Below are 24,173 nucleotides of genomic sequence, written 5' to 3'. Positions count from 1 at the left end.
GTGCGCGTGCCGGCGCGACAGGGACCTGGACCCGAGAACCCTGCGACCATGACCCTGACGCTCGAGATCGCCGCGAATTCGCTGGAATCCGCCCAGGCCGCGCAGGCCGCCGGCGCGGCGCGGGTGGAACTGTGCACGGCGCTGGAGGCCAGTGGCCTGACGCCGTCGGCCGGCATGATCGCGCGGGTGCGCGAGCGGGTCGCCCTGCCGGTGCACGTGCTGATCCGTCCGCGCGCGGGGGACTTCTGCTACAGCGATGCCGAGCACCGGACCATGCTCGCGGATATCGCGCATTGCGCCGCCAGCGGCTGCGACGGCGTGGTGATCGGCGCGCTGACGCCCGACGGGAAGGTCGATACCGCACGCTGCCGGGAGCTGGTGGATGCGGCCGGCGCGATGGACACCACCTTCCATCGCGCGATCGACCTGTGCCCCGACATGCCCGCGGCGCTGGAGGCGGTCATCGCGCTCGGGTTCCGGCGGGTGCTCAGTTCCGGCGGTGCGATCGACGCCATGGCCGGCGCCGACATGCTGCGCCGCCTGGTCGAGCAGGCCGCCGGGCGCCTCGTGGTGATGCCCGGGGCCGGCGTCTCGCCGGACAACATCGCCCTGCTGGCGGCCCGCACACGCGCGCGCGAATTCCACGCGTCCGCCAAGGTTCCGCTGGCCACGCGCATGCGGATCCAGGTCGACCCGGAGCTGGGAATGGCCGAGGGCGAACTGCGCGCGGATGGCGAACGCATCCGCGCGATGGTCGCCTCCCTGCGTACGGCCGTCAGCGCATGAAGGATGCCTTTCTCGCCGCCGACATCGGCGGCACCAACGCACGCCTGGCCTGGGTGCGGGCGCGCATCGATCGCCGTATCGAAGTGCTCGAGCAGCGGCGCTACCTGTGCGCCGAGCATCCCTCGCTGGGCTCGATCCTGGCGGACTTCATGGGCGCTGCCCGGGGCGCGCCAGCGCTGGCGCTGGCGGTGGCCGGGATCGTCGAGGGCGATCGCATCATCAGCCGCAACCTGCCGTGGCCGGTCGACATCGCGGACCTGCGCGCGGCCGGGGTCGCCGAGGTGGCGGCGGTCAACGACTTCGTCGCGGTGGCGCACGCCTGGCAGTGCATGGACGACACCGTCACGACGCTGCTCACGCCGGGCGTGGACGCGCCGCCCGAGCCGGGCACCAGCCTGCTGCTCGGTCCCGGCACGGGACTGGGCGGCGCGCTGCGCGTGGTCCGCGAGGGCCGTGCGCTGGTGCTGCCGTGCGAGCCGCAGCAGGTCTCGCTCGCGCCGGGCAACCTGCGCGAGCTGGCCGTGCTCGGCCACTGGATGCGCGGCGGTGCGAGCCACGTCGGCGTCGGCCACGCGGTGTCCGGGCCGGGACTCGTGAACCTCTACCGTGCGCTGTGCGCGATCGACGGCGCGACGCCACGCTGGACGTCCGCGGACGAGGTGGTGGCGGGTGCCGACGCACACGCGGATGCGCATGCGGTCGAGGCCATCGGCATGTTCTGCGGGCTGCTCGGCAGCATCGTCGGCGACCTCGCGATGATGACGGCTTCCACGCGCGTGTTCGTGGCCGGCGGCGTGCCATCGAAGGTACGCAGCTGGCTGCTCGACAGCAGCTTCGGCCGGCGGATGGTCGACAAGGACGTGATGCGTCCGGTGCTCGAGCGAATCCCGGTACGGTTGATCGAGGATCCTGCGGTCGGACTGATCGGCGCGGCAAGCTGGTTCCTGCAGCGCGGCTAGCGTTCCGGCTGCGCTGGGCGCGGTGTCCCTGACGTCTTCCCCGGTGACGGGGTCAGGCCCACGCGCTCATGCCATCGCGCGCGGCGATGCGTTCGCGGCCGAGGCTTCCAGCAGCGCGCACGCTTCGGCATGCGTCGGCAACGCCGCGAACGCGCCGTGCCGGGTCACCGCCAGTGCGCCGCAGGCCGAGGCGTAGCGCAGGCAGCGGGCAAGGGCGTCGCGATCGCCGAGGACATCATCGAAGCGGCGCGCATCCACCTCCGCCTGCTGCAGGCGCGACAGCAGGCCGCCGATGAAGGCGTCGCCCGCGGCGGTGGTGTCCACCGCCTGCACCGCGATCGCCGCGAGTTCGCCGCGGTCGTGGCGCGTCCACCAGCGCACCGGCGCGCTGCCGTCGGTCACGACCACCAGGCGCGCGGTACGCAGCAGCCGCGCGACGATGTCCTGGTCGCCGCTGCGCCGTCCCTGTTCGAGGTACTCCAGTTCCTCGCGCGCCAGCTTCACCAGGTCGGCCGCTTCCAGGGCCTGCCACAGCAGCGGCAGCAACGGCGTGGCGCGCGGCCACAGGGCCGGGCGCAGGTTGAGGTCGATGCTCACCAGCGCGCCGGCCGCGCGCGCCAGCGCCATGCCGGCCAGCGTGGCGGCGGCGATGTCGGGATCGGTCAGGCTGTTGCTGCAGGCGTGGAAGATGCTGCATTCGGACAGGCACAGCGGGTCGAAGTCGCTGCTGCGGAACAGCAGGTCCGCCGCCGGCGGCCGGTAGAAGCTGAAACTGCGCTCGCCATCCGCGTCGAGCGACACGAACGCCAGCGCCGTCTTCGCCGCCGCGGTGCGACGCACGTAGCGCACGCCGGCGCCGGCGGCGCGCAGGCTGTCGAGCAGGAAGTCGCCGAACATGTCCTCGCCCAGCATGCCGACGAATTCGCTGCGTCCCCCGAGCCTGGCCACCGCGACCGCGGCGTTGGCCGGCGCGCCGCCCGCGAACTGGCGGAAGGCGCGAGCCTCGCCTTCGACGAGGGGGGCGGCGAGGAAATCGATCAGCGCTTCGCCGAAGCAGACGACGGTGTGTCCGTGGGTCAAGGGGAGGGTCCGTGCAGGAGGAAGCGGGTCGGGCATGGTGTCGGCCGGTCAGGGCGCGGGCGCCGGCGCGCTGTCGCGTTCGGTGAGGTGCACCTCGGCGATCACCGAGCGCCCGGGGAGGGTGGGCGAGGCGGCGCGCTGCAGCAGCAGTTCGGCGGCCTGGCGGCCGCGTTCGCGCGGTGCCACGCTCACCGTGGTCAGCGGCGGGATGCCGACCGCGGCCTCGGGGATGTCGTCGAAGCCGGTGACGGCGAAGTCCTCGCCGGGGCGGCGGCCGAGCCGCACCAGGCCCAGCATCAGGCCGAGCGCGACGGCATCGTTGTAGCAGACCGCGGCGGTTGGCGCGGGTTCGAGCGCGAGCAGCGCGTCCGCACGGGCGTTCGCCTCCAGTCGCGTGGGCGCGGTCTCGATCAGCCAGCGCTCGTCGGGCGCGAGGCCGGCCTCGCGCAGCGCCTCCTGGTAGCCGATCCGCCGCTCGCGGCAGGAGCTCGACCCGGCATGTCCGCCGTAGAACGCGATCCGGCGATGGCCCAGCGCGATCAGGCGCGCGGTGGCGGCACGCGCGCCGGCGCGGTTGTCCAGGCCGAGGAAGTCGTATTCGAAGCCGGGCTCCGGATCGCCCGTCAGCTGCCGGTTGAACACCAGCAGCGGGGTATGCCGGCCGATCGCGAGCGCCACGTCGCTGGCCATGCTCGATTCGGCGGGCGAGAGGATGATGCCCGCCGGATGGTGTTCCATCAGCGAGGCGAGCACCTGCCGTTGCCGCGCGGGGGATTCGTTGCTGCTGCCGAGGAGGGTCACATAGCCCTTGGCGCCGAGCGCCTCGTCCACCCCGGTGGCGAATTCGGCGAAGAACGGGTTGGACAGGTCGTTGATCACCAGCGCCACGGCGCTGGACACGCGCTGCCGCAGGTTGGCCGCGGCCCGGTTGTAGACATAGCCCTGCCGCTGCATCTCGGCCTCGACCAGGCGACGCGTGTCGGCATGCACCAGCGGACTGCCGCGCAGCACCAGCGACACCGTGGCGCGTGAGACGCCGCAGGCGCGCGCGATGTCGTTCAGGGTGATCCGACGACGCTTGTCCAAACCGCTCCCCACTGCGTTTAGATCGATCCAAGCACGGCATCCTGCGGCATCCGCCGGACCCCTGCAAGGGGCGGCTCGATGCTGCAGGGCAGCATGAAATCCAATCGTGGATATGTTCAATTTAGATCGTTCCAAATCGTGAATGCAGCGCATTCAATCGATCCAAATCCAGTTTCAGGGGATGCACCGATGACTGCAGCACCGCGTTCCGCCCTTCTCCCGCCGCCCCGTTCCGGTTCTCCCGGGGCAGCCGCCGCGCGTGCGTGCGGCGTTCTTGGCCCGGTCCCCGCCGGGCCTTCTTTCTTCCAGCGGGCCGTCGCCCTCGCCGCCGCGGCGGTCGCGCTCATGGGCGCGTTGTCGACGGGCGTCGCCAGGGCGGACGAGCCCGACCGCGCCGCGCTGGTGAACACCTTCATCGGCACGAAGGACGACGGCAACACCTTCCCCGGCGCGTCCGCGCCGTTCGGCAAGATCCAGGTCAGTCCGATCGGATCGCACTATTCGGGCTGGCGCTACGACGACCCGAAGATCCGCGGCTTCGGCCACTCCTTCATCTCCGGCGCCGGCTGCTGGGAGCAGGGCGGGCAGGTGTCGGTGCTGCCGGTGACGGGCACGATCGGGCCCGGAGGCGATTTCGACACCCGCAATCCGAAGGCCTTCGACCACCGCGAGTACGGCGCGCGCTACACCCACGAGGGCGAGGTCGGGCAGGCCGGCTACTACCGCGTGCGCCTGACCGATTACGGCGGCATCGATGCCGAAGCCACCGCGGGCGTGCGTGCGGCGGCCGAGCGCTACACCTTCCCCGCCGGCGTGCGGCAGGGCCATGTGCTGGTCAACGTCGGCCAGGCGAACGAGCGCCACGCGGTGATCGGCAGCGCGATCGAGATCGTCGGCGACCGGACCGTGGAAAGCCGCGTCACCACCAAGAGTTTCTGCGGCGGGCACCAGTACACGACCTGGTTCCGGCTGGAGTTCGACCGCCCGTTCCAGGCCCACGGGGTCTGGGGCGAGGCCGGCGGGCTGCCGGGCGCGCGCCACAACATGGAGGGCGAGGCCAAGCCGAACGGCGCCTGGCTCAGCTTCGATACCGCTGCCGGACGCGCGGTCACGCTGGTGTCGGCGATCTCGCACGTCGACGCCGAGGGCGCGCGCAACAACCTGCGCAGCGAAGGCATGGACGACGGTCGCCTGCTCGGTTTTGACGCGATGCACGAGCGCGCCACGCGGACATGGAACGAGGAACTCGCCAGCGTGCGCGTCACCGGCGCCAGCGACGACGACGCCACGGTGTTCTACACCGCGCTCTACCACGCGCTGCTGCAGCCGATGACCGGCAGCGACGCCGACGGCCGCTACCGCGGCTACGACAACCGCATCCATCGCGCCGACGGCTGGACCTACCACGAGTACCTGTCGCTGTGGGACACCTACCGCAGCCAGAACCAGCTGCTCGCCCTGCTGCGCCCGCGGCAGGCGCGCGACATCGCGCGCTCCGTGCTCGCCGTCCACGAGCAGGGCGGCTGGCTGCCGCGCTGGGGCTATGCGAACTTCGAGACCAACATCATGACCGGCGACCCGGTCACTCCGTTCCTGGTCGACCTGTGGCGCCTGGGCGCGCTGGAGGGGCGCGAGTCGCAGGCGTACGCGGCCCTGCGCGAGAATGCCTTCGGCGAGCCGCCGCTGAACTCGCGGCACGCCGGCCGCTCGGGCAACGCGCGCTATCTCGCCGACGGTTTCGTGCAATACGACCGCACGGTGCCGTCGAAGGGCATGGACGTCGACCCACACCACGGCGGTTCGGCCACGCTCGAGTACGCGCTCGCCGACTGCTCACTGGCGCAGATGGCCAAGGCGTTGGGCAAACCGGAGGATGCGCGGGTGCTGTTGCAGCGTGGCGGCAACTGGCGCAAGGTGTGGGACCCCGACGTGCGCGATGCGGAGACGGGCTTCACCGGTTTCCCGCGCCCGCGCATCGACGACGGCAGCTGGTACCAGCCGGCCGACGACCACTACAGCCCGCGTTCGCACCACGGCTTCCACGAGGGCACGGCCTGGCAGTACCAGTGGCTGGTGCAGCAGGACGTGCCGGGCCTGGCGCAGGCGATGCACGGCCGCGAACAGGCGCTGCGCCGGCTCGACGCGTTCTTCGCGATCGACGCGCTGCGCGCCGACCCCGCTGCCGCCGCACGCAAGGACTGGGTGGTCGGCCCGTACAGCTACTACAACCAGTTCCGCTACAACCCCAACAACGAGCCCGACCTGCATGCGCCGTGGATCTACACCCTGCTCGGCGAGCCGGCGAAGACCGCGACCGTGGTGCACGCGGCGCAGACGCTGTTCACCAACGCGCCCAACGGCGTGACCGGGAACGACGACCTCGGCACGATGTCCGCCTGGTACCTGTTCAGCGCGCTCGGGCTGTATCCGGTGACGCCGGGCACGGGCCAGTTCGTGCTGCACGCGCCGCGGTTCGAACGCGTCGAACTGGACCTGGGCGAAGGCCGCACGCTGCGCATCCAGGCCCCTGGCGCCGGAGACGGAAAGCTGCGGTTCGTCGCGTCCGCGAGCTTCGACGGCCAGCCGCAGTCGCGGGTGTGGCTGGACTGGGAGCAGCTGCGCGAGGGTGGCGAGCTCGCGTTCTCGCTCACCGGCGATGCGCCCGCCGCGGCCTGGGGTGCCCGGGCCGAGGATCTTCCGCCCGCGGCATGCGCCACGGATCCGGACACGCTGCGCTGGTGAGCGCGCGCCGCGGCTCCGCCGCCAGCGTGTCGGGCGAACGGCCCGCGTGAATCGCGTCCGGCGCGGCGCCGCCCGGGCGCCGCGCGCGCTGATCCCTGCACGGTGTTCGCGGCCGGGGCGTTCCCGGCCGGACGGGATGGGGCCTCAGCGGAGGCTGGGCGCCTCCACCACGCGCGAACCGGTGGCGGTGCGGATCGCGTAGTTGAAGCCGGGCTGCAGCGAATACGCGCCCACCGCGCCATCGCTGCGCAAGGCGACGAAAGCCATCTGCAGATCGTCGCGCCCCGCCGGATGGCGGCGCGCGATTCGCTCCACCGCTTCGCGGCAGGCCTGCTCGGGCGAGCGTCCATGGCGCATCAGCTCCACCACGGTGTGCGAACCGCAGATCCGCAGGCACTCTTCGCCCACGCCGGTGGCGGTGGCGGCGCCGACCTCGCCATCGACGAACAGCCCCGCGCCGCTGATCGGCGAGTCGCCGACCCGGCCGCGCATCTTGAAGGCCATGCCGCTGGTGGTGCAGGCGCCCGCCAGCTGGCCGCCCGCGTCGAGCGCGAGGATGCCGATGGTGTCGTGGTTGCTGGCGCCGCCCGGCAGCTCGTCCGGCATGCGGTACCGGTTGCTGCGTTCGATGTTGGGTTGCGGCCGGTACTCGGCCGTCTTGAGCCATTCCCGCCAGGCCTGTTCGGCCACCGGGGTCAGCAGGTTCTGGCGCGGGAATCCCTGCGCCAGCGCGAACTGCAGGGCGCCTTCGCCCACCAGCAGCACGTGCGGCGTGTGCTCCATGACCCTTCGCGCGACCGACACCGCATGCACGATGTCTTCCAGGCACGCGACCGCGCCGAGGCGGCCGCCGTGATCCATGATGCAGGCGTCGAGGGTCACGTGGCCATCGCGATCGGGATAGCCGCCCAGGCCGACGGTGTGGTTGTCCGGATCGGCCTCGGGCACCTTCGCACCGGCCTCGACCGCGTCGAGCGCGCTGCCTTCGCCGGCAAGCACGTTCCACGCCGCGGCATTCGCCGCGTCGCCGAAGTCCCAGGTGGACACCACGACCGGCAGTTCGCCGGGTGACGCTTGCGCCGCGCCGGCAGCCGGCAGCGCGGGAAGGGCGGCGGTCAGGCCGAGCAGGCGCAGGACGTCACGGCGAAGGGGCATGGGGCAGTGGCCTCGCAAAGGGAGCGCGCGTCGTGGCGCGCGCGACTCGCCACGATACCCGACGCCTGCGCTGCGTCGCCGCCGGCTTCGGGTGTGCGCCATGCCGACGTGTGCCGCGTGCGCTCTGCACGACGCCGGGAAGCGGGCGCATTCGCGCCCGCGGTCGCGCCGATGGACTCAGCGACCGGCGCCACCACCGCCACGGGGACCGCGGTTGCCACCGCCGGGGCGCGGACCCTTCGGCCGCTGGTTGCCGCCCGGACGCGGACCGGCCGGGCGTGGACCGGCTGGGCGTGGACCGCGCGGCCGTGCACCGGCCGGCTTGTAGGCGCCGGGCGAGGCGTGGTCCGAAGGAAAGCTCGGCGCGCCGGCCGGATGCCCGTAGGGGTGTGCGCTGCGGTTGCGGCCCTGACCCTGTCCCTGGCCGCCCGCGCCCTGGCCGGGGCCGCGCTTCCCTGCCTTGTTGAACGGCTTCTTCGGGCCGCGGCCATCGGCGTTGCGATGCCCGGACGGGCCGGTGTCCACGCCCTCGGGCACATACCAGGTGCGGAACGCGGCCGGGTTGCCGTCTGGCAGCGGCTTGGGGCCCTTGGTCTTGCGCTGCTTGAACGGCTTCTGCGACTGGTTCGCCGCCTGCTCGCCGCTGACGGTGAGCCCGCCGTGCGGCTTCTTGCCGCCGCGGCCGCGACGATCCTCGCGCACGTGGTCGAACCGGCGCAGTTCGCGGCCTTCGTCGGCGGTGTTGTGGCCGTTGACGTAGCCCTGCGGGCGGCGGTCGCCGGTCAGGTGCACCGTGGACTTGGACGCCTTGCGCTGGCCGATCACCGGCAGCAGCGTGAGCGCGGGCGGCGGACCTTCCTCGAGCTTGAGTTCCCTGCGCAGTTCCTCGACCTGCGCATCGGGAAGCTCCTGCGACTGGCCGCGCAGCAGCGTCTGCGGCAGCGACACCTGGCCGTAGCGGATGCGCTTGAGCCGGCTGACCTGGCACCCCTGCGACTCCCACAGCCGGCGCACCTCGCGGTTGCGGCCCTCCTTCAGCAGCACCTGGAACCACTCGTTCGAGTCGGTCCCGCCGATGCGCTTGATCTGGTCGAACTTCGCCGGCCCGTCCTCGAGCGCGACGCCGCGCGCGAGGCGGTCGACGATCTTGTCCGACACGGTCTCCTCGCCCTCGGGCGCGCGCACGCGGCAGACGTACTCGCGCTCGACCTCGTAGGAGGGATGCATCATCGCGTTCGCAAGCTCGCCATCGGTGGTGAGCAGCAGCAGGCCGGTGGTGTTGATGTCCAGGCGGCCGATCGCGATCCAGCGCGCGCCCTTGAGCGCGGGCAGCGACTCGAAGATGGTGGGCCTGCCTTCGGGGTCCTCGCGCGTGGTGACTTCGCCCTCGGGCTTGTTGTACATCAGCACGCGTGCCGGTTCGGTCAGTGCGCTGGCGACGAACTGGCGCCCGTCGATCTCGATCCGGTCGCCGCCGCCGACCGACATGCCGGTCTGGGCGATCTCGCCGTTGACCTTGACCAGGCCGTCGGCGATGCGCTGCTCCAGCGCGCGGCGCGAGCCGAGGCCGGCCTGCGCCAGCACCTTGTGCAGCCGTTCTTCCAGGCGCGGGGTGTCGGCGGCCTTGTCGTCGCCGCGCTTGAGCGAGAGCTTGCGGCTGGCGGTGGGGGATTGCTCACTCATGTCGTACTCCGGTGCTGTCGCCGTCGTCGGCGAGGGCGTCTGGTTCGGCCGCCGCATCGGCGCGGTCGGCAGTGTGGGAAAGCGGGGTGGGGCGGGGCGAGGGTTCGTCCTCCGCGCCGGGGGTGTCGTCGGATGCGCTGGCGGCAGGCGAAGCATCGGTGTCCGCGCGCGGTGGTTCGCCGGCGTCGGCGGAGGCGGCAGGATCCGTCGTGTCCGCCGTATCCGGTGTGATCTCCGCATCTGCGGCGTCCTGCGATGCGGCGCGATCCTCGCCGTCGTCGCCGGCCTGGCGTTCCGCACCAGCGTGCGCATCGGGTTCCGCATCGCCGTCCGCGACGGACGCGGATCCGGCTTCGTCCTCGTCTTCGCCGCGCGCCGATGCGTCGTCGACGCGATCGCCGGAAGCGCCGTCGTCGTCGCCGACCTCGTCGCCATCGGTGTCGGCGGGCGCGGCTGGATCGTTGGCGGCCGGCGCGCCGCCTGGGTCGCCATCGGGACCGCCATCGCCGTCACCGGTCGCGATGCCTCCGACCGCGCGCCCGCCCTCGAACTCGAACTGGGGCTCGAGTTCGCCGAAGTCCTTCAGCTCCGACAGCGGCGGCAGCTCGTCCAGGCGCTTGAGGCCGAAGTAGTCCAGGAACGCCTTGGTGGTGCCGAGCAGTTCCGGGCGGCCGGGCATGTCGCGGTGACCGACGACGCGGATCCACTCGCGCTCCTCGAGCGCCTTGATGATGTTGCTGTTGGTCGCCACGCCGCGCACCTGCTCGATCTCGCCGCGGGTGATCGGCTGGCGGTAGGCGATCAGCGCCAGCGTTTCCAGCGTGGCGCGGGTGTACTTCGTCTGGCGTTCGGTCCACAGCCGCGCCACCCACGGGTGGACGTCGGCCTGGACCTGGTAGCGCCAGCCGGAGGCGACCTCGACCAGTTCCACCCCGCGACCGGCGGATTCGGCCTGCAGGGTCTCGAGCGCGGCCTGCAGGCTGCCCTCGGGCGCCGGCTCGTCGAGCGGGAACAGCGCGCCGAGCTGGACCACGGTCAGCGGCTGGCTCGATGCCAGCAGCGCGGCCTCGACGATGCGGTTGATGAGTTGTTGATCCATGCGTCGGTGTCTGGCGGGATGGATGGCGCGCGGCGGGCGCGAGGCGGACGTCAGCGGTCGTCTTCGGGCGTGGTGATATCGAACTCGCTGGAAAACTCCAGCGGTTCATCGGCCGAACGCCCGCTGGCGAGCGACTTGAGGTAGATCGGCGCCAGCGGCGCTTCCTGGACGATGTCGAGCAGGCGTTCCTTGGCCAGTTCCAGGATCGACAGGAAGGTGACCACCACGCCGAGCTTGCCTTCGCCCGGATCGAACAGGGCTTCGAAACGATGGAAGGCGCCATCCTCGAGCCGGGTGAGCAGTTCGCCCATGCGCTGGCGCACGCTGAGGGCGTCGCGGCGGATGGCGTGGCTGGTGAGCAGCTCGGCGCGCTTGAGCACATCGTGCAGCGCCGACAGCATCTCGCGCAGTTCCACCGGCGGCGGTGTCCTGACCACGACCCGCTCGGGCACGTGCGCCGAGACCGGCGCGGTGTCGCGCTCCATGCGCGGCAGGGTGTCGAGGTCCTCGGCGGCCTGCTTGAAGCGTTCGTATTCCTGCAGGCGGCGCACCAGGTCCGCGCGCGGGTCGTCTTCCTCGCCTTCCGCGGCAGGAGGCCGCGGCAGCAGCATCCGCGACTTGATCTCGGCCAGGATGGCGGCCATCACCAGATATTCGGCCGCCAGCTCGAAGCGCAGGTCCTGCATCACGCCGATGTATTCGACGTACTGGCGGGTGATCTCGGCGACCGGGATGTCGAGGATGTCGAGGTTCTGGCGCCGGATCAGGTACAGGAGCAGGTCCAGCGGGCCCTCGAAGGCCTCGAGGATCACCTCCAGCGCATCCGGCGGGATGTACAGGTCCTGCGGGATCTGCAGCACCGGCTGGCCGTGCACCACCGCCAGCGGCATTTCCTGCTGCTGCGGATGGGATGGCGCCTGCGCGGCGGTGTCCTGGGCGGATTGGCTCATTCGCGGTGCGGCCCCCTCCGGGCCGGCTGGCTTGGTCGAGTTCTGCACCGGCGCCGGAACCGGCCGCGGGCTGCGCAACACGACGGACGCGCACCGATCGCGCGGGTCCGGAACATCGCACTGGCAAAGCGTCTTGCGACCGGACGCCCACGGGGCAGGCCATGCCGGGTGCCGGCAGAAGACTGACTGGGGAATCGTCGGGTCTGGCCGAGGGGCCGCGACTCTGCGTCCTGCTGCGACGTGAGCGGCGATCGGCTGCGGAACTTGGATCCTAGGGTAAGCGCTGGCCCCCGGGCTGTCCAGCGGGTGGCCAAGCGGCTGCGTCTGCGCGTCAGCGACGTCCCGTGCGCGGCGCGGCCGGCGGGTTGCGATGGTCGGCATGCGGACGCGCCGCGCGCGTCCTGCACGGGCCTCTTCTAGAATCGTCGCCTGCGCAGACGGAGCGATGCCATGTGGTACGCGATCGAGGGCTACGACGGCGAACGGGTGCTCGACCGGCGCCTGGCCGCGCGCGAACGCCACCTGCAGCGGCTGGTCGCGCTGCGCGATGCCGGGCGCCTGCTCCTGGCCGGACCGTGCCCGGCGATCGATGCCGAGGATCCGGGACCGGCCGGCTTCAGCGGCAGCCTGGTGGTGGCGCAGTTCCCCTCCCTGGAGGACGCCCGCGCCTGGGCCGACGCCGATCCGTACGTCGAGGCGGGTGTCTACGCACGGGTCGAAGTGCGCCCGTTCAAGCCGGTCCTCCCGTAGCCCGGGTAAGCGAAGCGCACCCGGGTCGCCGGTTAGCGAGGCGCCGACCCGCGGAGCAGCAAGCGACCGCCCGCATGTTGCGTCGTGCCATGCATCCGGCGCTGAAAACGATTACATTCGGCGCCCGCCCCTCCGGACCGGATCCATGACGCGTCACGCTCCACGTGTTCCCCTGCTTCCCTGCCTGTCGGTGGCGCTCGCCACCCTGCTGGCCGCACCCGCGGCCTGGGCCGCGCCCGGCCCGGCGCGCAGCTCGGCCGGCGACGCGACCGCCGAGCGTGCGTTCGTCGATGCCCTGATGGCTAAGATGACCCTGGCCGAGAAGCTGGGCCAGCTCAACCAGCCGCCCGCGGTGGGCAACAACACCGGACCGGCCGCCATGACCGGCAGCGAGGACCAGGTGCGGCGGGGCGAGATCGGCTCGTGGCTGGGCACCAACGGCGCCGAGCTGACCTGCCGCCTGCAGCGCATCGCGGTGGAAGAGTCGCGCCTGGGGATCCCGCTGCTGTACGCGTACGACGTGATCCACGGCATGCGCACCGTGTTCCCGGTGCCGCTGGGCGAGGCGTCGAGTTTCGACCCCGACGAGGCGCGCAACGCCGCGCGCGTGGCGGCGGTGGAAGCCACCGCGCACGGCGTGCACTGGACCTACGCGCCGATGGCCGACATCTCCCGCGACCCGCGCTGGGGCCGGGTGGTGGAAGGCGCCGGCGAGGACCCCTTCCTGGGTTCGGCCTTCGCGGCCGCGCGCGTGCAGGGCTTCCAGGGTGAAGACCTGGCCGCGCCCGACACGCTGCTGGCCACGGCCAAGCATTTCGTGGGCTACGGCGCCGCCGAGGGCGGGCGCGACTACAACATCGCCGAGATCCCCGAGCGCACCCTGCACGAGGTCTACCTGCCGCCGTTCAAGGCCGCGGTCGACGCCGGCGCGCAGTCGATCATGGCCGCCTTCAACGAGGTGGCCGGGGTGCCGATGCACGCCCACAAGCCCCTGATCCAGGACCTGCTGCGCGGGCAGTGGGGCTGGGACGGGCTGCTGGTGAGCGACTACACCGGCGTGCTGGAGCTGGTCGAGCACGGCGTGGCCGCCGACCGCGAGGCTGCCGGCCGGCTCGGCCTGGCGGCGGGCGTGGACGTCGACATGGTCAGCAACATCTACCTGGAGGACATGCCGGCCGCGGTCGCGGCCGGGCGCGTGCCGATGGCGGAGGTCGACGCCTCGGTGCGCCGCGTGCTCAACGCCAAGTTCCGGCTCGGGCTGTTCGAAGATCCGTACCGCTACTGCAAGGATCCCGCGCGCCAGGCGGCGATGACGCTCACGCCCGAACACCGCGCCGCGGCGCGGCGCATGGCGCAGAAGTCGATGGTGCTGCTGGAGAACGAGGGCGACGTGTTGCCGCTGTCGAAGTCGCTGGGGACGCTGGCGGTGATCGGGCCGCTGGCGGACGAGCCCTGGGCGATGCTCGGCAACTGGGTCGGCATCGGCCGGCCGGAAGACGCGGTGACGCCGCTGGACGCGTTGCGTGCGAGCGTCGGCGATCGCACGAAACTGCTGGTCGCCAGGGGTGCCGCCATCAACGACGAGGACACCTCGGGCTTCGACGACGCCGTGCGCGCAGCCCGGCGCGCCGATGCGGTGGTGATGTTCCTGGGCGAACACCCGGAGATGAGCGCCGAGGCCAACAACCGCACCTCGCTCGATCTGCCCGGCGTGCAGGAGCAGCTCGCGCTCGCGGTGGCCGCGACCGGCAAGCCGGTGGTGGTCGTGCTGCTCAACGGGCGCCCGCTGTCGACCGGTGCGCTGCAGGGGAAGGTCCCGGCCGTGCTCGAGGCCTGGTTCCCGGGCGTGGAGGGTGGCAACGCGATCGTGGACGTGCTGTTCGGCGACGTGGCGCCGTCCGGCAAGCTGCCGGTCACCGTGCCGCGCAACGTCGGCCAGGTGCCGATCTACCACGCCCACCGCAACACCGGACGCCCGCCGGCGAAGGACAACAAGTACACCAGCAAGTACATCGACGTGCCGTGGACGCCGCTGTATCCGTTCGGCCACGGGCTGAGCTACACCACGTTCCGGCACGGCGCGCCGCGCGTCGCGAGCGCCACGCTGGCGGCGGGCGACTACGCGCAGGAGGTGAGCGTGGAGGTGACCAACACCGGGTCGCGGGCGGGCACCGAGGTGGTGCAGCTGTACCTGCGCGACGACACGGCCAGCGTCACCCGGCCGGTGCGTGAACTGCGCGGCTTCCAGCGCGTGGAGCTGCAGCCGGGGGAATCGAAGACGGTGCGCTTCACCCTCGGCGAGGACGACCTGGCGCTGTACGACGCGCAGATGCGGCGCGTGGTCGAGCCGGGCACGTTTACCGTGTTCACCGGCGGCGATTCGCTCGCCGCGCAGTCGGCGACGTTCGAGGTCGTGGCGCGGTGAGCGCGCGGGCGCACCGGAATACGCGAACCGCGCGTCCGGTGCGCCGCGCATCCGCTTGCAGCGAGGCCTCCGGCGCTGACGTCCCGCTGCCCGGGCGGGAGCGCTTTGCAGAATCGGCTGGAAGCGTTTACATTCCGCCCCGTCCGCACTGGAGGAGAGGCCGGTGAGTGTCACGATCAAGGACGTGGCCCGGCGCGCCAATGTCTCGGTGGCGACGGTGTCGCGCGCGCTCAACGGCCACCAGAACGTGGCCGAGGCGGTGCGCAGCCGGGTGCTGCGGGTGGCCGACGAGCTGCGCTACAGCCCGCACCACGCCGCCCGCAGCCTGAGCAGCCGCCGCACCGGCACCATCGGCGTGGTCCTGCCGGACCTGTACGGCGAATTCTTTTCCGAACTGATGCGGGGCATCGACCAGGTGGCGCGCGAGCGCGGCCTGCACCTGCTCGTGTCGAGCTACCACGGCCACCTGCAGGAGCAGGGTGCGGCCCTGCGCACGATGCGCGGCCGGGTGGACGGCCTGCTGCTGATGTCGCCCTTTGTCGACGGGGCGGAGGCACTGGCCGGCGAACTCTCGCCGACCATGCCGGCGGTGCTGATGAATTCCACCCGCGTGGCGGGTGCGCGTGCGTCGGTCGGCGTGGACAACCACGGCGGCGCGGTCACGATGATGCGGCACCTGGTCGAGGCCGGGCACCGGCGCATCGCCTTCATCGCCGGGCCCGAGGACAACTTCGACGCGCGCGAACGCCTGCGGGGCTATCGCGAGGCGCTGGCGCAGGCGCTGCCGGAGCATGCGCCGTGGGTGCTCCAGGGCGATTTCGACGAAGCCTCCGGGCATCGGGCGGGCCAGGCACTGCTGGCCGCCGACGCGCGACCCGATGCGGTGTTCGCGGCCAACGACATGATGGCGCTGGGCTGCCTGTTCGCGCTCACCCAGGGCGGGGTGCGCGTGCCCGAGGACATCGCGCTCGCCGGTTTCGACGACATCCCGCTTTCGCGCTACGTACACCCCGCGCTCACGACGATGCGCGTCGAGATCGCCGAGCTCGGCGCACGTGCCATCCGGCGCCTGCTCGAGCCCGATGAAACGGCCGACCAGGCACCGCCGGATCTGCTCGCGCCGCGGCTGGTGGTGCGCGCGTCGAGCGGGGGGGCATCCGTTCCACCAGACGAGTCACAGGCGGCATCCGCAGGCAACTGAAGCGACATGCGCCCACGCGAGGCGCGTCATTCCCCCGGTTTCAACATTGAGGACCGCCCTGGGAGGGGCTCACCATGAATCGCAAGATCCGTTCCGCGTCGCGCAGCCTCGACCGCAGCGTGCTCAGCTGTGCCCTGGCCGGCTGCATGCTGCTGGCCGCGCCCGCGTTCGCGCAATCTACCGCGGGCGCCATCCGCGGCCAGGTGATGGCCGATTCCGCACCGGCCACCGACGCCCGCGTCACCGCCACCAACCTGGCCACCGGCCTCACGCGCAGCGTGCAGACCACGGCCAGCGGCAACTACAACCTTGCCGGCCTGCCGCCGGGCACCTACCGCATCGACGTGACCGCCAACGGGCAGACCAGCTCGCAGAATGTGACCCTGGCGGTGGGCCAGACCGCGACGCTCAACCTGGGCGTCGGTGGCGTGGCCGAGACCGCCCCCACGGGCGAAGCGACCGACTTGGACGCAGTGGTGGTGACGGCGCAGGCGCTGGTGGAGACGAAGACGTCCGAAATCGCGACGTATGTGTCGCAGAGACAGATCGAAGCCCTGCCGCAGAACTCGCGGAACTTCCTCGCGTTTGCGGATACGGTCCCCGGCATGCAGTTCATCTCGTCGCCAAACGGGTCGGAATCCCAGCTGCGTAGCGGTGCGCAGGGGTCGAGCAACATCAACGTCTTTATCGATGGCGTCGGTCAGAAGAACTACGTGACGCCAGGTGGTATCACCGGGCAGGACGACAGTCGCGGCAATCCGTTCCCGCAGTCGGCTATCGGCGAATACAAGGTCATCACGTCCAACTACAAGGCGGAGTACGACCAGATCAGCAGTGCGGCGGTCACAGCGGTGACTCGCTCAGGTACTAACGAATTCGAAGGCAGCTTCTTCTGGGACCGCACCTCCGAGGACTGGCGGCAGCCGACCGTGATCGAGGAAAAGCGTGGCTTCAAATCAGAGGAGGTCACGGAACAGTACGGCGCCACGTTCGGTGGGCCAATCATCCAGGACATGCTCCACTTCTTCATGTCGTACGAGGCGAAGGACTTTGTCGTTCCACGCAATATCATGCCGCCGACAGTGTTCGATCCGAGCGTGCTGCCACCAGAACTGTCCTCGATCTACGGTGGGGACAGCGTACCGTTCAATCAGGATCTGTACTTCGGCAAGCTGAGTCTTACGCTCGGCGAGTCACATCTCGTGGATCTATCCATACGTTACCGCGATGAGGACTCCATCAGCCCGGGTGCCGATATCAGTGCGCCGGGTTTTGCGACCAACTTCGTCAATGATGAAACCCGCGTCGACTTGCGTTATCAGTTCAGCTCCATGAACTGGTTGAATGATGCGCACCTGACCTTCGAGGAAGCCGCTTACAACCCGAGCCCGGTCACTGCTGGTCCGGGGTTCCGCTACACCATCGTGGATCCGAACAACCCCGCCAACTTGAGGTTAGGCGTTCTGAATGTCGGGGGAGGACCTACCTTTCAGGACAAGGGACAGAAGGGCGTCGCACTCCAGAACGACCTGACGTTCTTTGGCTGGGAAGGGCACACCCTGAAGATGGGCTTTAAGTACAAGCAGGTCGATCTAAACGCATTCCAGCAGAATCCTCCATATCCCCAGTACTTCTTCGATGTCAACGAGAGCCTCGACCAGCCTTATCGGATCGAGTTCACCGCCCCGAGCGCCGATCGTGCCCCCTTCGTCGAATCGAAGAACAAGCAGTTCGGCATCTACATCCAGGACGACTGGGAGGTCAACGACAAGTTGACGCTCAACCTCGGTCTGCGTTGGGATTACGAGGAGTCGCCGAGCTTCGAGGACTATGCGGTGGATCCGGGCGTCGTCGCGGCGTTGCGGGGATGGGACAACATCCGCAACACCGATTACGACGTCGAAGATTACATCAGCAACGGAAGCAACCGTGATTCTTTCAAGGACGCCTGGCAGCCGCGCGTCGGATTTTCGTATGATCTGTTCGCGGATCAGAGGCACGTCATTTTCGGCGGTGCGGGCCGGGCGTACGACAGAAACCTCTTCGATCTGATTGCACGCGAATATTACGCGGGTTCTTTCGCTTCCTACGCCATCGATTTCGATACCGAGCTGCATCCATGCGATCCCGCGGAAAACAGTAACTGCATTCCGTTCGATCCGGCTCTGCTGACGCCCGAAGGCATCGCTGAATATGTGGATGCGAACCCGCGGTTGGGTGGCGAGGTCACGCTACTGCGCAACGACCTGAAGACACCCTATTCCGACCAGTTCAGCATCGGCATGCGAAACGTGGTGCCGATGTTGGGTCACGACTGGAACACGTCCGTCGCCATCTCCCATATCCGCAGCCGTGACGGAATCTACTTCAGGCTGGGCAATCGATGGGATGACGGAAGATACTACGAGATTCCGGGCGCAACCTGGGGCGGCCAGCCGTGGGGCCAAGCGATTCCGGGTTACGGCAGCCTGATTCTTGGCGACAACGGCATCAAGTACAACCTCAATTCCCTGCTGATCTCCGCGGACAAGCCGTTTACAGAGGAGTCGAGGTGGGGCGTGAACCTCGCGTATACCTACAGCGATGCAGAGGAAAACCGCAGCAACGCCGCCGAAACCGGGGAGAATTTCGTTGGCGACTATCCGGTCATTCCGGACCAGATGCTTCTTTCGACGGGAGTGCCGAAGCATCGGCTGGTCCTCTCCGGAATCTTCGACCTCGGTTGGGACGTTACCTTCAGCAGCAAACTTGTGCTGGCCACCCATCGTCCCCGGGATGCAACGAATTGCAATGACGCGCCCGATTCGAACCAGTGCTTCTTCGATCCGTACGTTCCGGAGGGAACTGTGGGATTCAAGCAGTTCGATGCCGCCCTGGAGAAGCGTTGGAATACGGGTACGGACCTTGCGCTGAAGGTGCGAGCCGATGTTCTCAACGTGTTCAACTGGCGCAACTGGAACCAGTTCGAAGGATGGCGCGGCGGTGCAGGCGAGCCGCGCAATCCGGCGTTTCGCAGCCGAAATGGCGATGAGATCCTGCTGCCCACCAGAACGTTCAAGTTGAGCTTCGGACTCGACTGGTAATCATGTTGGGCCGGTCGCATCGGCCGGCCCTTCTTTTGAAGCATCCTCGGAAACGGTTACAGTCCTGACATGCGCTTTAGTTCGACAAGACCTTTGTTTCGCGGCTTTCTGCTGGTAGCACTGATCGTATCTGCGGGCGCATGTCAGCGCGAACCTCCCCCTGCGCAGGAACCCGCCGTCGCGCCGCCGAAGCCCGGCCCGATCCCGCAGATCGTGCTGCCCGATCCGGAGGCCGCGCCCGAGCCGAAGCAGGAGGAGCCGGCCGGGCCGCCGGAGCTGCCGCCGCTGTTCCGCGACATCGAGCGGCGCACGTTCCAGTTCTTCTGGGACACCACCAACGAGGTCAACGGGCTCACGCCGGACCGATTCCCGTCGCGGCCGTTCGCGAGCATCGCCTCGGTCGGCTTCTCGCTCACCGCCTATCCGATCGGGATCGAGAACGGCTGGGTCAGCCGCACGCAGGCGGTGGACCGCACCCTGGTCACGCTGGAGTTCCTGCGCGAGGCGCGCATGGGCCCGCAGGCCGAGGGACGCAGCGGGCACAAGGGGTTCTTCTACCACTTCCTCGACATGCAGAGCGGCGCGCGCTACGACAAGTGGGTGGAACTGTCGAGCGTGGACACCGGCATCCTGCTGATGGGCGTGCTGTTCGCGCAGTCCTACTACACCGGAGACGACGAACGCGAGGTGCGCATCCGCGAGCTGGCCGACCAGATCTACCGGCGCGTGGAGTGGCCCTACCTGCAGCAGCGCCCGCCACTGATCTCGATGGGCTGGTATCCCGAGCGCGGCTTCATCACCCACGACTGGAAGGGCTACAACGAGGCGATGCTGGTCTACATCCTCGCACTCGGCTCGCCCACCCATCCTGTCGAGCCGGAGGCCTGGGAGGTGTGGACCCAGACTTACGAGCGCGACTGGGGCGTGTTCCAGGGCCAGGAATACCTGAGCTTCGGCCCGCACTTCGGGCACCAGTATTCGCACGTGTGGATCGATTTCCGCGGCATCCGCGACGAGTACATGAAGAACCGCGGCATCGACTACTTCGAGAACAGCCGCCGCGCCACCTACGCCCAGCGCGCCTACGCGATCGACAACCCGATGGGGTGGGAGGACTACGGCGAGAACGTCTGGGGCCTGACCGCCAGCGACGGGCCGCAACGCACCACCCAGGAATTCAAGGGCCAGCAGCGCGAATTCCGCCACTACAGCGCGCGCGGCGCGGGCCTGTCGGACGAGTTCGATGACGGCACCATCGCGCCGACCGCTGCGATCGCCTCGCTGCCGTTCGCGCCCGAGATCGTGATCCCCGCCACCGAGGAGCTGTACGAGCGCTACGGCGAGTACCTCTACTCGAGCTACGGCTTCCTCGACGCGGTCAACCCGAGCTTCAAGTACGACGTCCCGCTCAAGACCGGGCGCCTGATCCCCGGTCGCGGCTGGGTGGCCAGCGACTACATCGGCATCGACCAGGGGCCGATCCTCACCATGATCGCCAACTACCGCAACGACTTCGTGTGGAAGGTGATGCGCGAGAATCCCTACATCCGCAAGGGGCTGGAACGCGCGGGGTTCACGGGCGGATGGCTGGCGCCGCCGGACGGGCCGCAGACCTCCGGCGAACCTGATCCGGAAGCCGCGAACGCCGAGGACATGCGGCGTGCCCAGTCGCGGGAGGGCGACCAGGACGACGATCCCCCGGCCGAGCCGCGTGCGTCGGATCCGCCGGCCTAGGGGCCCGGCATGAAGCGCGGCGACGGCGCTGCCGTGCGCATGCGGCCGCGCACGGGTGCAGCGGCGGTCGCGCGTATGGTTCGTCGCGATCCGGTCTCAGGCGTCTAGGATTGGCAAATGCGATCGGCGCGTCTCCTGCTGTTGTCCGCGTGGCTGTGCGTCGTGCTGTCGGCATGCGCACGGGTGGACGACACCACCACGATCCGCTTCTGGGCGATGGGCCGGGAAGCCGAAGTGGTGGCCGAACTGCTCGACGACTTCGAGCGCGAACATCCCGGCATCCGGGTCGACCTGCAGCAGGTGCCGTGGACCGCGGCGCACGAGAAGCTGCTCACCGCGTTCGCCGCCGACGGCCTGCCGGATGTGTGCCAGCTCGGCAACACCTGGATCGCCGAATTCGCGGCGCTCGACACGCTCGAGCCCGTGCAGGCCCGGGTCGATGCCTCGGACGTGATCGACCAGGCCGACTACTTCCCCGGGATCTGGGCCACCAACGTGGTCGACGGCACCCTGGTCGGCGTGCCGTGGTACGTCGACACGCGGCTGCTGTTCTACCGCAAGGACCTGCTCGCGCGCGCGGGCGTGGATGCGCTGCCGCAGACCTGGGCCGAGTGGGAGCAGGCGATGGCGGCGGTGGTGCGCGATGCCGGCCCCGGCCGGCATGCGGTGCTGATGCCGGTGAACGAGTTCGAGCCGCAGCTCTCGTTCGCGCTGCAGACCGGCGATCCGCTGCTGCGCGAGGACGACGGCCGCGGCAATTTCCGCAGCGACGGCTTCCGCAAGGCACTCGCGTTCTACGCCAACGTGTTCGCGCAGGGCTGGGCGCCGGCGGTCTCGGAGACGCAGATCTCGAACGTGTGGGACGAGTTCTTCCGGGGCCGGTTCGCGTTCTATCTCTCGGGCCCCTGGAACATCCGCGAATTCAGGCGTCGTGCGCCGCCGGACCTCGAAGAGCAGTGGGGCACGATGCCGCTGCCGGGCCCCGACGGCCCCGGCGCGGGCATCGCCGGCGGCACCAGCCTGGTGCTGTTCCGGTCCTCGCCGAACAAGGACGCGGCCTGGACGCTGGTCGAGTTCCTCTCGCGCCCGGACATCCAGCAGCGCTTCCACGCGATGATCGGCAACCTGCCGCCGCGGCGCAGCACCTGGGAACATCCGGGGCTGGCCGACGACGAACTCGCGCGGGCGTTCCGCGACCAGCTCGAGCGCGTGCGGCCGACGCCCCAGGTGCTGGAATGGGAACGCATCGTGCAGGAAATGCGGCTGGCGACCGAGCGCGTGGTGCGCGGCGGGCATTCGCAGGACGCCGCGGTGACGGAGCTCGACGCCCGTGTCGACGCGATCCTGGAGAAGCGGCGCTGGGTGCGCGAGCGCGAGGCCGCCGATGCGCGCTAGCCTGGCCGGATGGATGTTCGCGGCGCCGGCGCTGCTCGTGATCGGCGTGTTCTTCGGGCTGCCGGTGTGCGCGGCGCTGCTGCTGAGCCTGACCGACTTCGACCTGTACGCGCTCGCGGATCCCTCGCACCTGCGCTTCGTCGCGCTGGGCAACTACCTCGAACTGCTGCGCACGCCGCTGTTCTGGAAGTCGCTGGGCAATACGTTCTACTTCGTCGCCGTGGGCGTGCCGCTGTCGATCGCGGTGTCGCTGGGGGCGGCGTTGCTGCTGAATTCGCCTCTGGCGCGGCTGCGCGCGGTATTCCGCACCGCGCTGTTCGCCCCGGTGGTGACCACCCTGGTGGCGGTGGCGGTGATCTGGCGCTACCTGTTCCACACCAGCTACGGGCTGGTGAACTGGGGCCTGTCGCACCTCGGGCTGGGGCCGGTGGACTGGCTCGGGGACCCGCGCTGGGCGATGCCCACGATCATGCTGTTCGCGGTGTGGAAGAACTTCGGCTACAACATGGTGATCTTCCTCGCCGGGCTGCAGGCGATCCCTCAGGACCTGTACGAGGCCGCGCGCATCGACGGCGCCTCGCGCTGGCAGCAGTTCGTGCACATCACGCTGCCGCAGCTGGGTCCGGTGCTGGTGGTGGTGGGAGTGATCACGGTGTCGGGCTACTTCCAGCTGTTCGCCGAACCCTACGTGATGACGCGCGGTGATCCGCTCCAGAGCACCGTGAGCGTGCTGTACTACATGTTCGAGGAAGGCTTCAAGTGGTGGAACCTCGGCCGCGCCTCGGCGGTCGCCTTCGTGCTGTTCCTGGTGATCCTCGCCGCGACCACCCTGATGCTGCGCCTCGGCCGCCGGCGGGGGGTGGTATGAGGCTGGTCGGGGAGAGCCGCTGGCAGGCGCTGCGCGTCAATGGCGCGCTGCTCGTGCTGGCGATGCTGAGCCTGGCGCCGCTGCTGTGGATGGTGTCGGTCTCGTTCATGCCGCGTGGGGAAGCGAGCCATTTCCCGCCGCCGTTCCTGCCTTCGTCGGCGACGCTGGAGAACTATCGCGACCTGTTCGCCCGCACCGGCATGGCGCGCAATTTCGCCAACAGCCTGCTGGTCTCGATGGCGATCACGTTGCTGTCGCTGCTGGTCAACACCATGGCCGGCTACGCCTTCGCCAAGCTGCGCTTCCGCGGCCGCGAGCGCGTATTCCAGCTGCTGCTGGCCGCCCTGGTGGTGCCGGCGCAGGTGGCGATGCTGCCGCTGTTCCTGCTGATGAAGCAGCTCGGGCTGGTGAACAGCTACTGGGGCGTGATCATTCCCGGCATGGCGGGGGTGTTCGGCATCTTCCTGGTGCGGCAGTACGCTCGCGGCATTCCCGACGACCTGATCGAGGCGGCGCGGATCGACGGTGCCGGCGAGCTGCGGGTCTTCTGGCAGGTGGTGCTGCCGATGCTCAAGCCGGTGCTTGCGACGCTGGCGGTGTTCACCTTCATGGCGGCCTGGAACGACTTCATGTGGCCGCTGATCGTGCTCACCGACCAGGAGCGCTACACGCTGCCGGTGGCGCTCGCCGCGCTCTCGCGCGAGCACATCATGGACGTGGAACTGATGATGGCCGGCGCAGTGGTCACCGTCCTGCCGGTGCTGGTGCTGTTCCTGCTGCTGCAGCGCTACTACATCCAGGGCCTCCTGCTCGGAAGCGTGAAAGGGTGAGGGCGGGCGCTCGCGAGGCATTGCCTCGCGCCCGCCCGAACGCGCGGCCATGATGGCCGGGCCGGTGGCTCCGGAGCCCGTGCTGTTCCGCCATGGATGGCCACACGTCATTCATTGCGCAACGGGCGCTTGCGAGCCACTGGCTCGCGCCGCGGCGAACGCGCGGCCACGGGCGACGCCATGGCGCTTGCGAGCCACCGCCTCTCGCCATGGCGGAACGCCCCGCGCGCTGCGCGGGGCTGGACAGGCCGGGCAGGGGTATCCGGAGCCCGTGATGTCACGCCATGGATGGCCTCGCCCCATTCATTGCGCAACGCGCGCCTGCGAGGCACCACCCCGCGCCATGG

At 69.9% G+C, this 24,173-nt stretch carries 17 protein-coding genes; 11 read left to right on the top strand and 6 right to left on the bottom strand.

The features are described 5' to 3' along the window. The first annotated feature begins 48 nt into the window (after positions 1-48). On the top strand, positions 49-786 hold the full coding sequence (locus tag QFW80_RS05505; protein ID WP_331488480.1) for a copper homeostasis protein CutC: 738 nt from the start codon (positions 49-51) through the stop codon (positions 784-786). After that, a complete protein-coding gene (locus tag QFW80_RS05500; RefSeq protein ID WP_280600389.1) occupies positions 783-1,745 on the top strand; it encodes a glucokinase in 963 nt (320 codons plus the stop codon). Before QFW80_RS05505 ends, QFW80_RS05500 begins: the two co-directional genes overlap by 4 nt. Positions 1,746-1,811: 66 nt before the next feature. Here the strand turns inward: QFW80_RS05500 and QFW80_RS05495 are convergent, their stop codons facing one another. Next, positions 1,812-2,825: a carbohydrate kinase family protein gene (locus QFW80_RS05495; protein ID WP_280600387.1), complete on the bottom strand. Its 1,014-nt coding sequence runs from the start codon at positions 2,823-2,825 to the stop codon at positions 1,812-1,814. 48 nt (positions 2,826-2,873) lie between these two features. Beyond that, positions 2,874-4,016 carry a LacI family DNA-binding transcriptional regulator gene (locus QFW80_RS05490; RefSeq protein WP_425603509.1) on the bottom strand — a complete coding sequence of 381 codons (1,143 nt, stop codon included), beginning with the start codon at positions 4,014-4,016 and terminating at the stop codon, positions 2,874-2,876. Positions 4,017-4,256: 240 nt separating this feature from the next. On the opposite strand from QFW80_RS05490, the gene QFW80_RS05485 reads away from it, so the two are divergent. Further along, a complete protein-coding gene (locus tag QFW80_RS05485; protein ID WP_425603502.1) occupies positions 4,257-6,653 on the top strand; it encodes a GH92 family glycosyl hydrolase in 2,397 nt (798 codons plus the stop codon). A gap of 144 nt (positions 6,654-6,797) precedes the next feature. Here the strand turns inward: QFW80_RS05485 and QFW80_RS05480 are convergent, their stop codons facing one another. From QFW80_RS05480 to QFW80_RS05465, 4 genes are all read right to left on the bottom strand, one after another. Beyond that, on the bottom strand, positions 6,798-7,808 hold the full coding sequence (locus QFW80_RS05480) for a glycosylasparaginase (protein WP_280600386.1): 1,011 nt from the start codon (positions 7,806-7,808) through the stop codon (positions 6,798-6,800). A 177-nt stretch (positions 7,809-7,985) separates the two neighbouring features. Beyond that, positions 7,986-9,491, bottom strand: a complete 1,506-nt coding sequence (locus QFW80_RS05475) for a pseudouridine synthase (RefSeq protein WP_280600384.1) — start codon at positions 9,489-9,491, stop codon at positions 7,986-7,988. Next, positions 9,484-10,590 carry an SMC-Scp complex subunit ScpB gene (gene scpB, locus QFW80_RS05470; RefSeq protein WP_280600383.1) on the bottom strand — a complete coding sequence of 369 codons (1,107 nt, stop codon included), beginning with the start codon at positions 10,588-10,590 and terminating at the stop codon, positions 9,484-9,486. Before scpB ends, QFW80_RS05475 begins: the two co-directional genes overlap by 8 nt. Positions 10,591-10,640: 50 nt before the next feature. After that, the gene (locus QFW80_RS05465) at positions 10,641-11,540 is read right to left on the bottom strand and encodes a segregation and condensation protein A (protein ID WP_280600382.1); all 900 of its coding nucleotides are present in this window, start codon (positions 11,538-11,540) and stop codon (positions 10,641-10,643) included. Positions 11,541-11,990: 450 nt separating this feature from the next. On the opposite strand from QFW80_RS05465, the gene QFW80_RS05460 reads away from it, so the two are divergent. The 8 genes from QFW80_RS05460 to QFW80_RS05425 all read left to right on the top strand — a co-directional run bounded on the left by QFW80_RS05460 (position 11,991) and on the right by QFW80_RS05425 (position 23,826). Next, entirely contained in the window at positions 11,991-12,290 is a 300-nt protein-coding gene (locus QFW80_RS05460) for a YciI family protein (protein ID WP_280600381.1), read from the top strand. A 145-nt stretch (positions 12,291-12,435) separates the two neighbouring features. Continuing rightward, positions 12,436-14,715 (top strand): beta-glucosidase BglX, encoded by a 2,280-nt coding sequence (gene bglX / locus QFW80_RS05455; RefSeq protein ID WP_280600380.1) that lies wholly within the window; start codon positions 12,436-12,438, stop codon positions 14,713-14,715. Between the two features lie 163 nt (positions 14,716-14,878). Beyond that, positions 14,879-15,916 (top strand): LacI family DNA-binding transcriptional regulator, encoded by a 1,038-nt coding sequence (locus tag QFW80_RS05450; RefSeq protein ID WP_280600379.1) that lies wholly within the window; start codon positions 14,879-14,881, stop codon positions 15,914-15,916. 74 nt (positions 15,917-15,990) lie between these two features. Beyond that, entirely contained in the window at positions 15,991-18,999 is a 3,009-nt protein-coding gene (locus QFW80_RS05445; protein ID WP_280600378.1) for a TonB-dependent receptor, read from the top strand. Positions 19,000-19,068: 69 nt separating this feature from the next. Further along, positions 19,069-20,733 carry a glucoamylase family protein gene (locus QFW80_RS05440; RefSeq protein ID WP_280600377.1) on the top strand — a complete coding sequence of 555 codons (1,665 nt, stop codon included), beginning with the start codon at positions 19,069-19,071 and terminating at the stop codon, positions 20,731-20,733. 117 nt (positions 20,734-20,850) lie between these two features. Next, entirely contained in the window at positions 20,851-22,128 is a 1,278-nt protein-coding gene (locus QFW80_RS05435; protein ID WP_280600376.1) for a sugar ABC transporter substrate-binding protein, read from the top strand. Further along, a complete protein-coding gene (locus tag QFW80_RS05430) occupies positions 22,118-22,996 on the top strand; it encodes a carbohydrate ABC transporter permease (RefSeq protein WP_280600375.1) in 879 nt (292 codons plus the stop codon). Before QFW80_RS05435 ends, QFW80_RS05430 begins: the two co-directional genes overlap by 11 nt. Then, positions 22,993-23,826, top strand: coding sequence for a carbohydrate ABC transporter permease (locus QFW80_RS05425; RefSeq protein WP_280600373.1), 834 nt, complete (start codon positions 22,993-22,995; stop codon positions 23,824-23,826). Before QFW80_RS05430 ends, QFW80_RS05425 begins: the two co-directional genes overlap by 4 nt. Positions 23,827-24,173: the final 347 nt, after the last annotated feature.

The sequence above is a fragment of the Luteimonas rhizosphaericola genome (genome assembly GCF_029888045.1).
In the GTDB taxonomy this organism is placed as follows: domain Bacteria; phylum Pseudomonadota; class Gammaproteobacteria; order Xanthomonadales; family Xanthomonadaceae; genus Luteimonas; species Luteimonas rhizosphaericola.
This window is presented reverse-complemented; position numbering and strand designations above follow the sequence as displayed.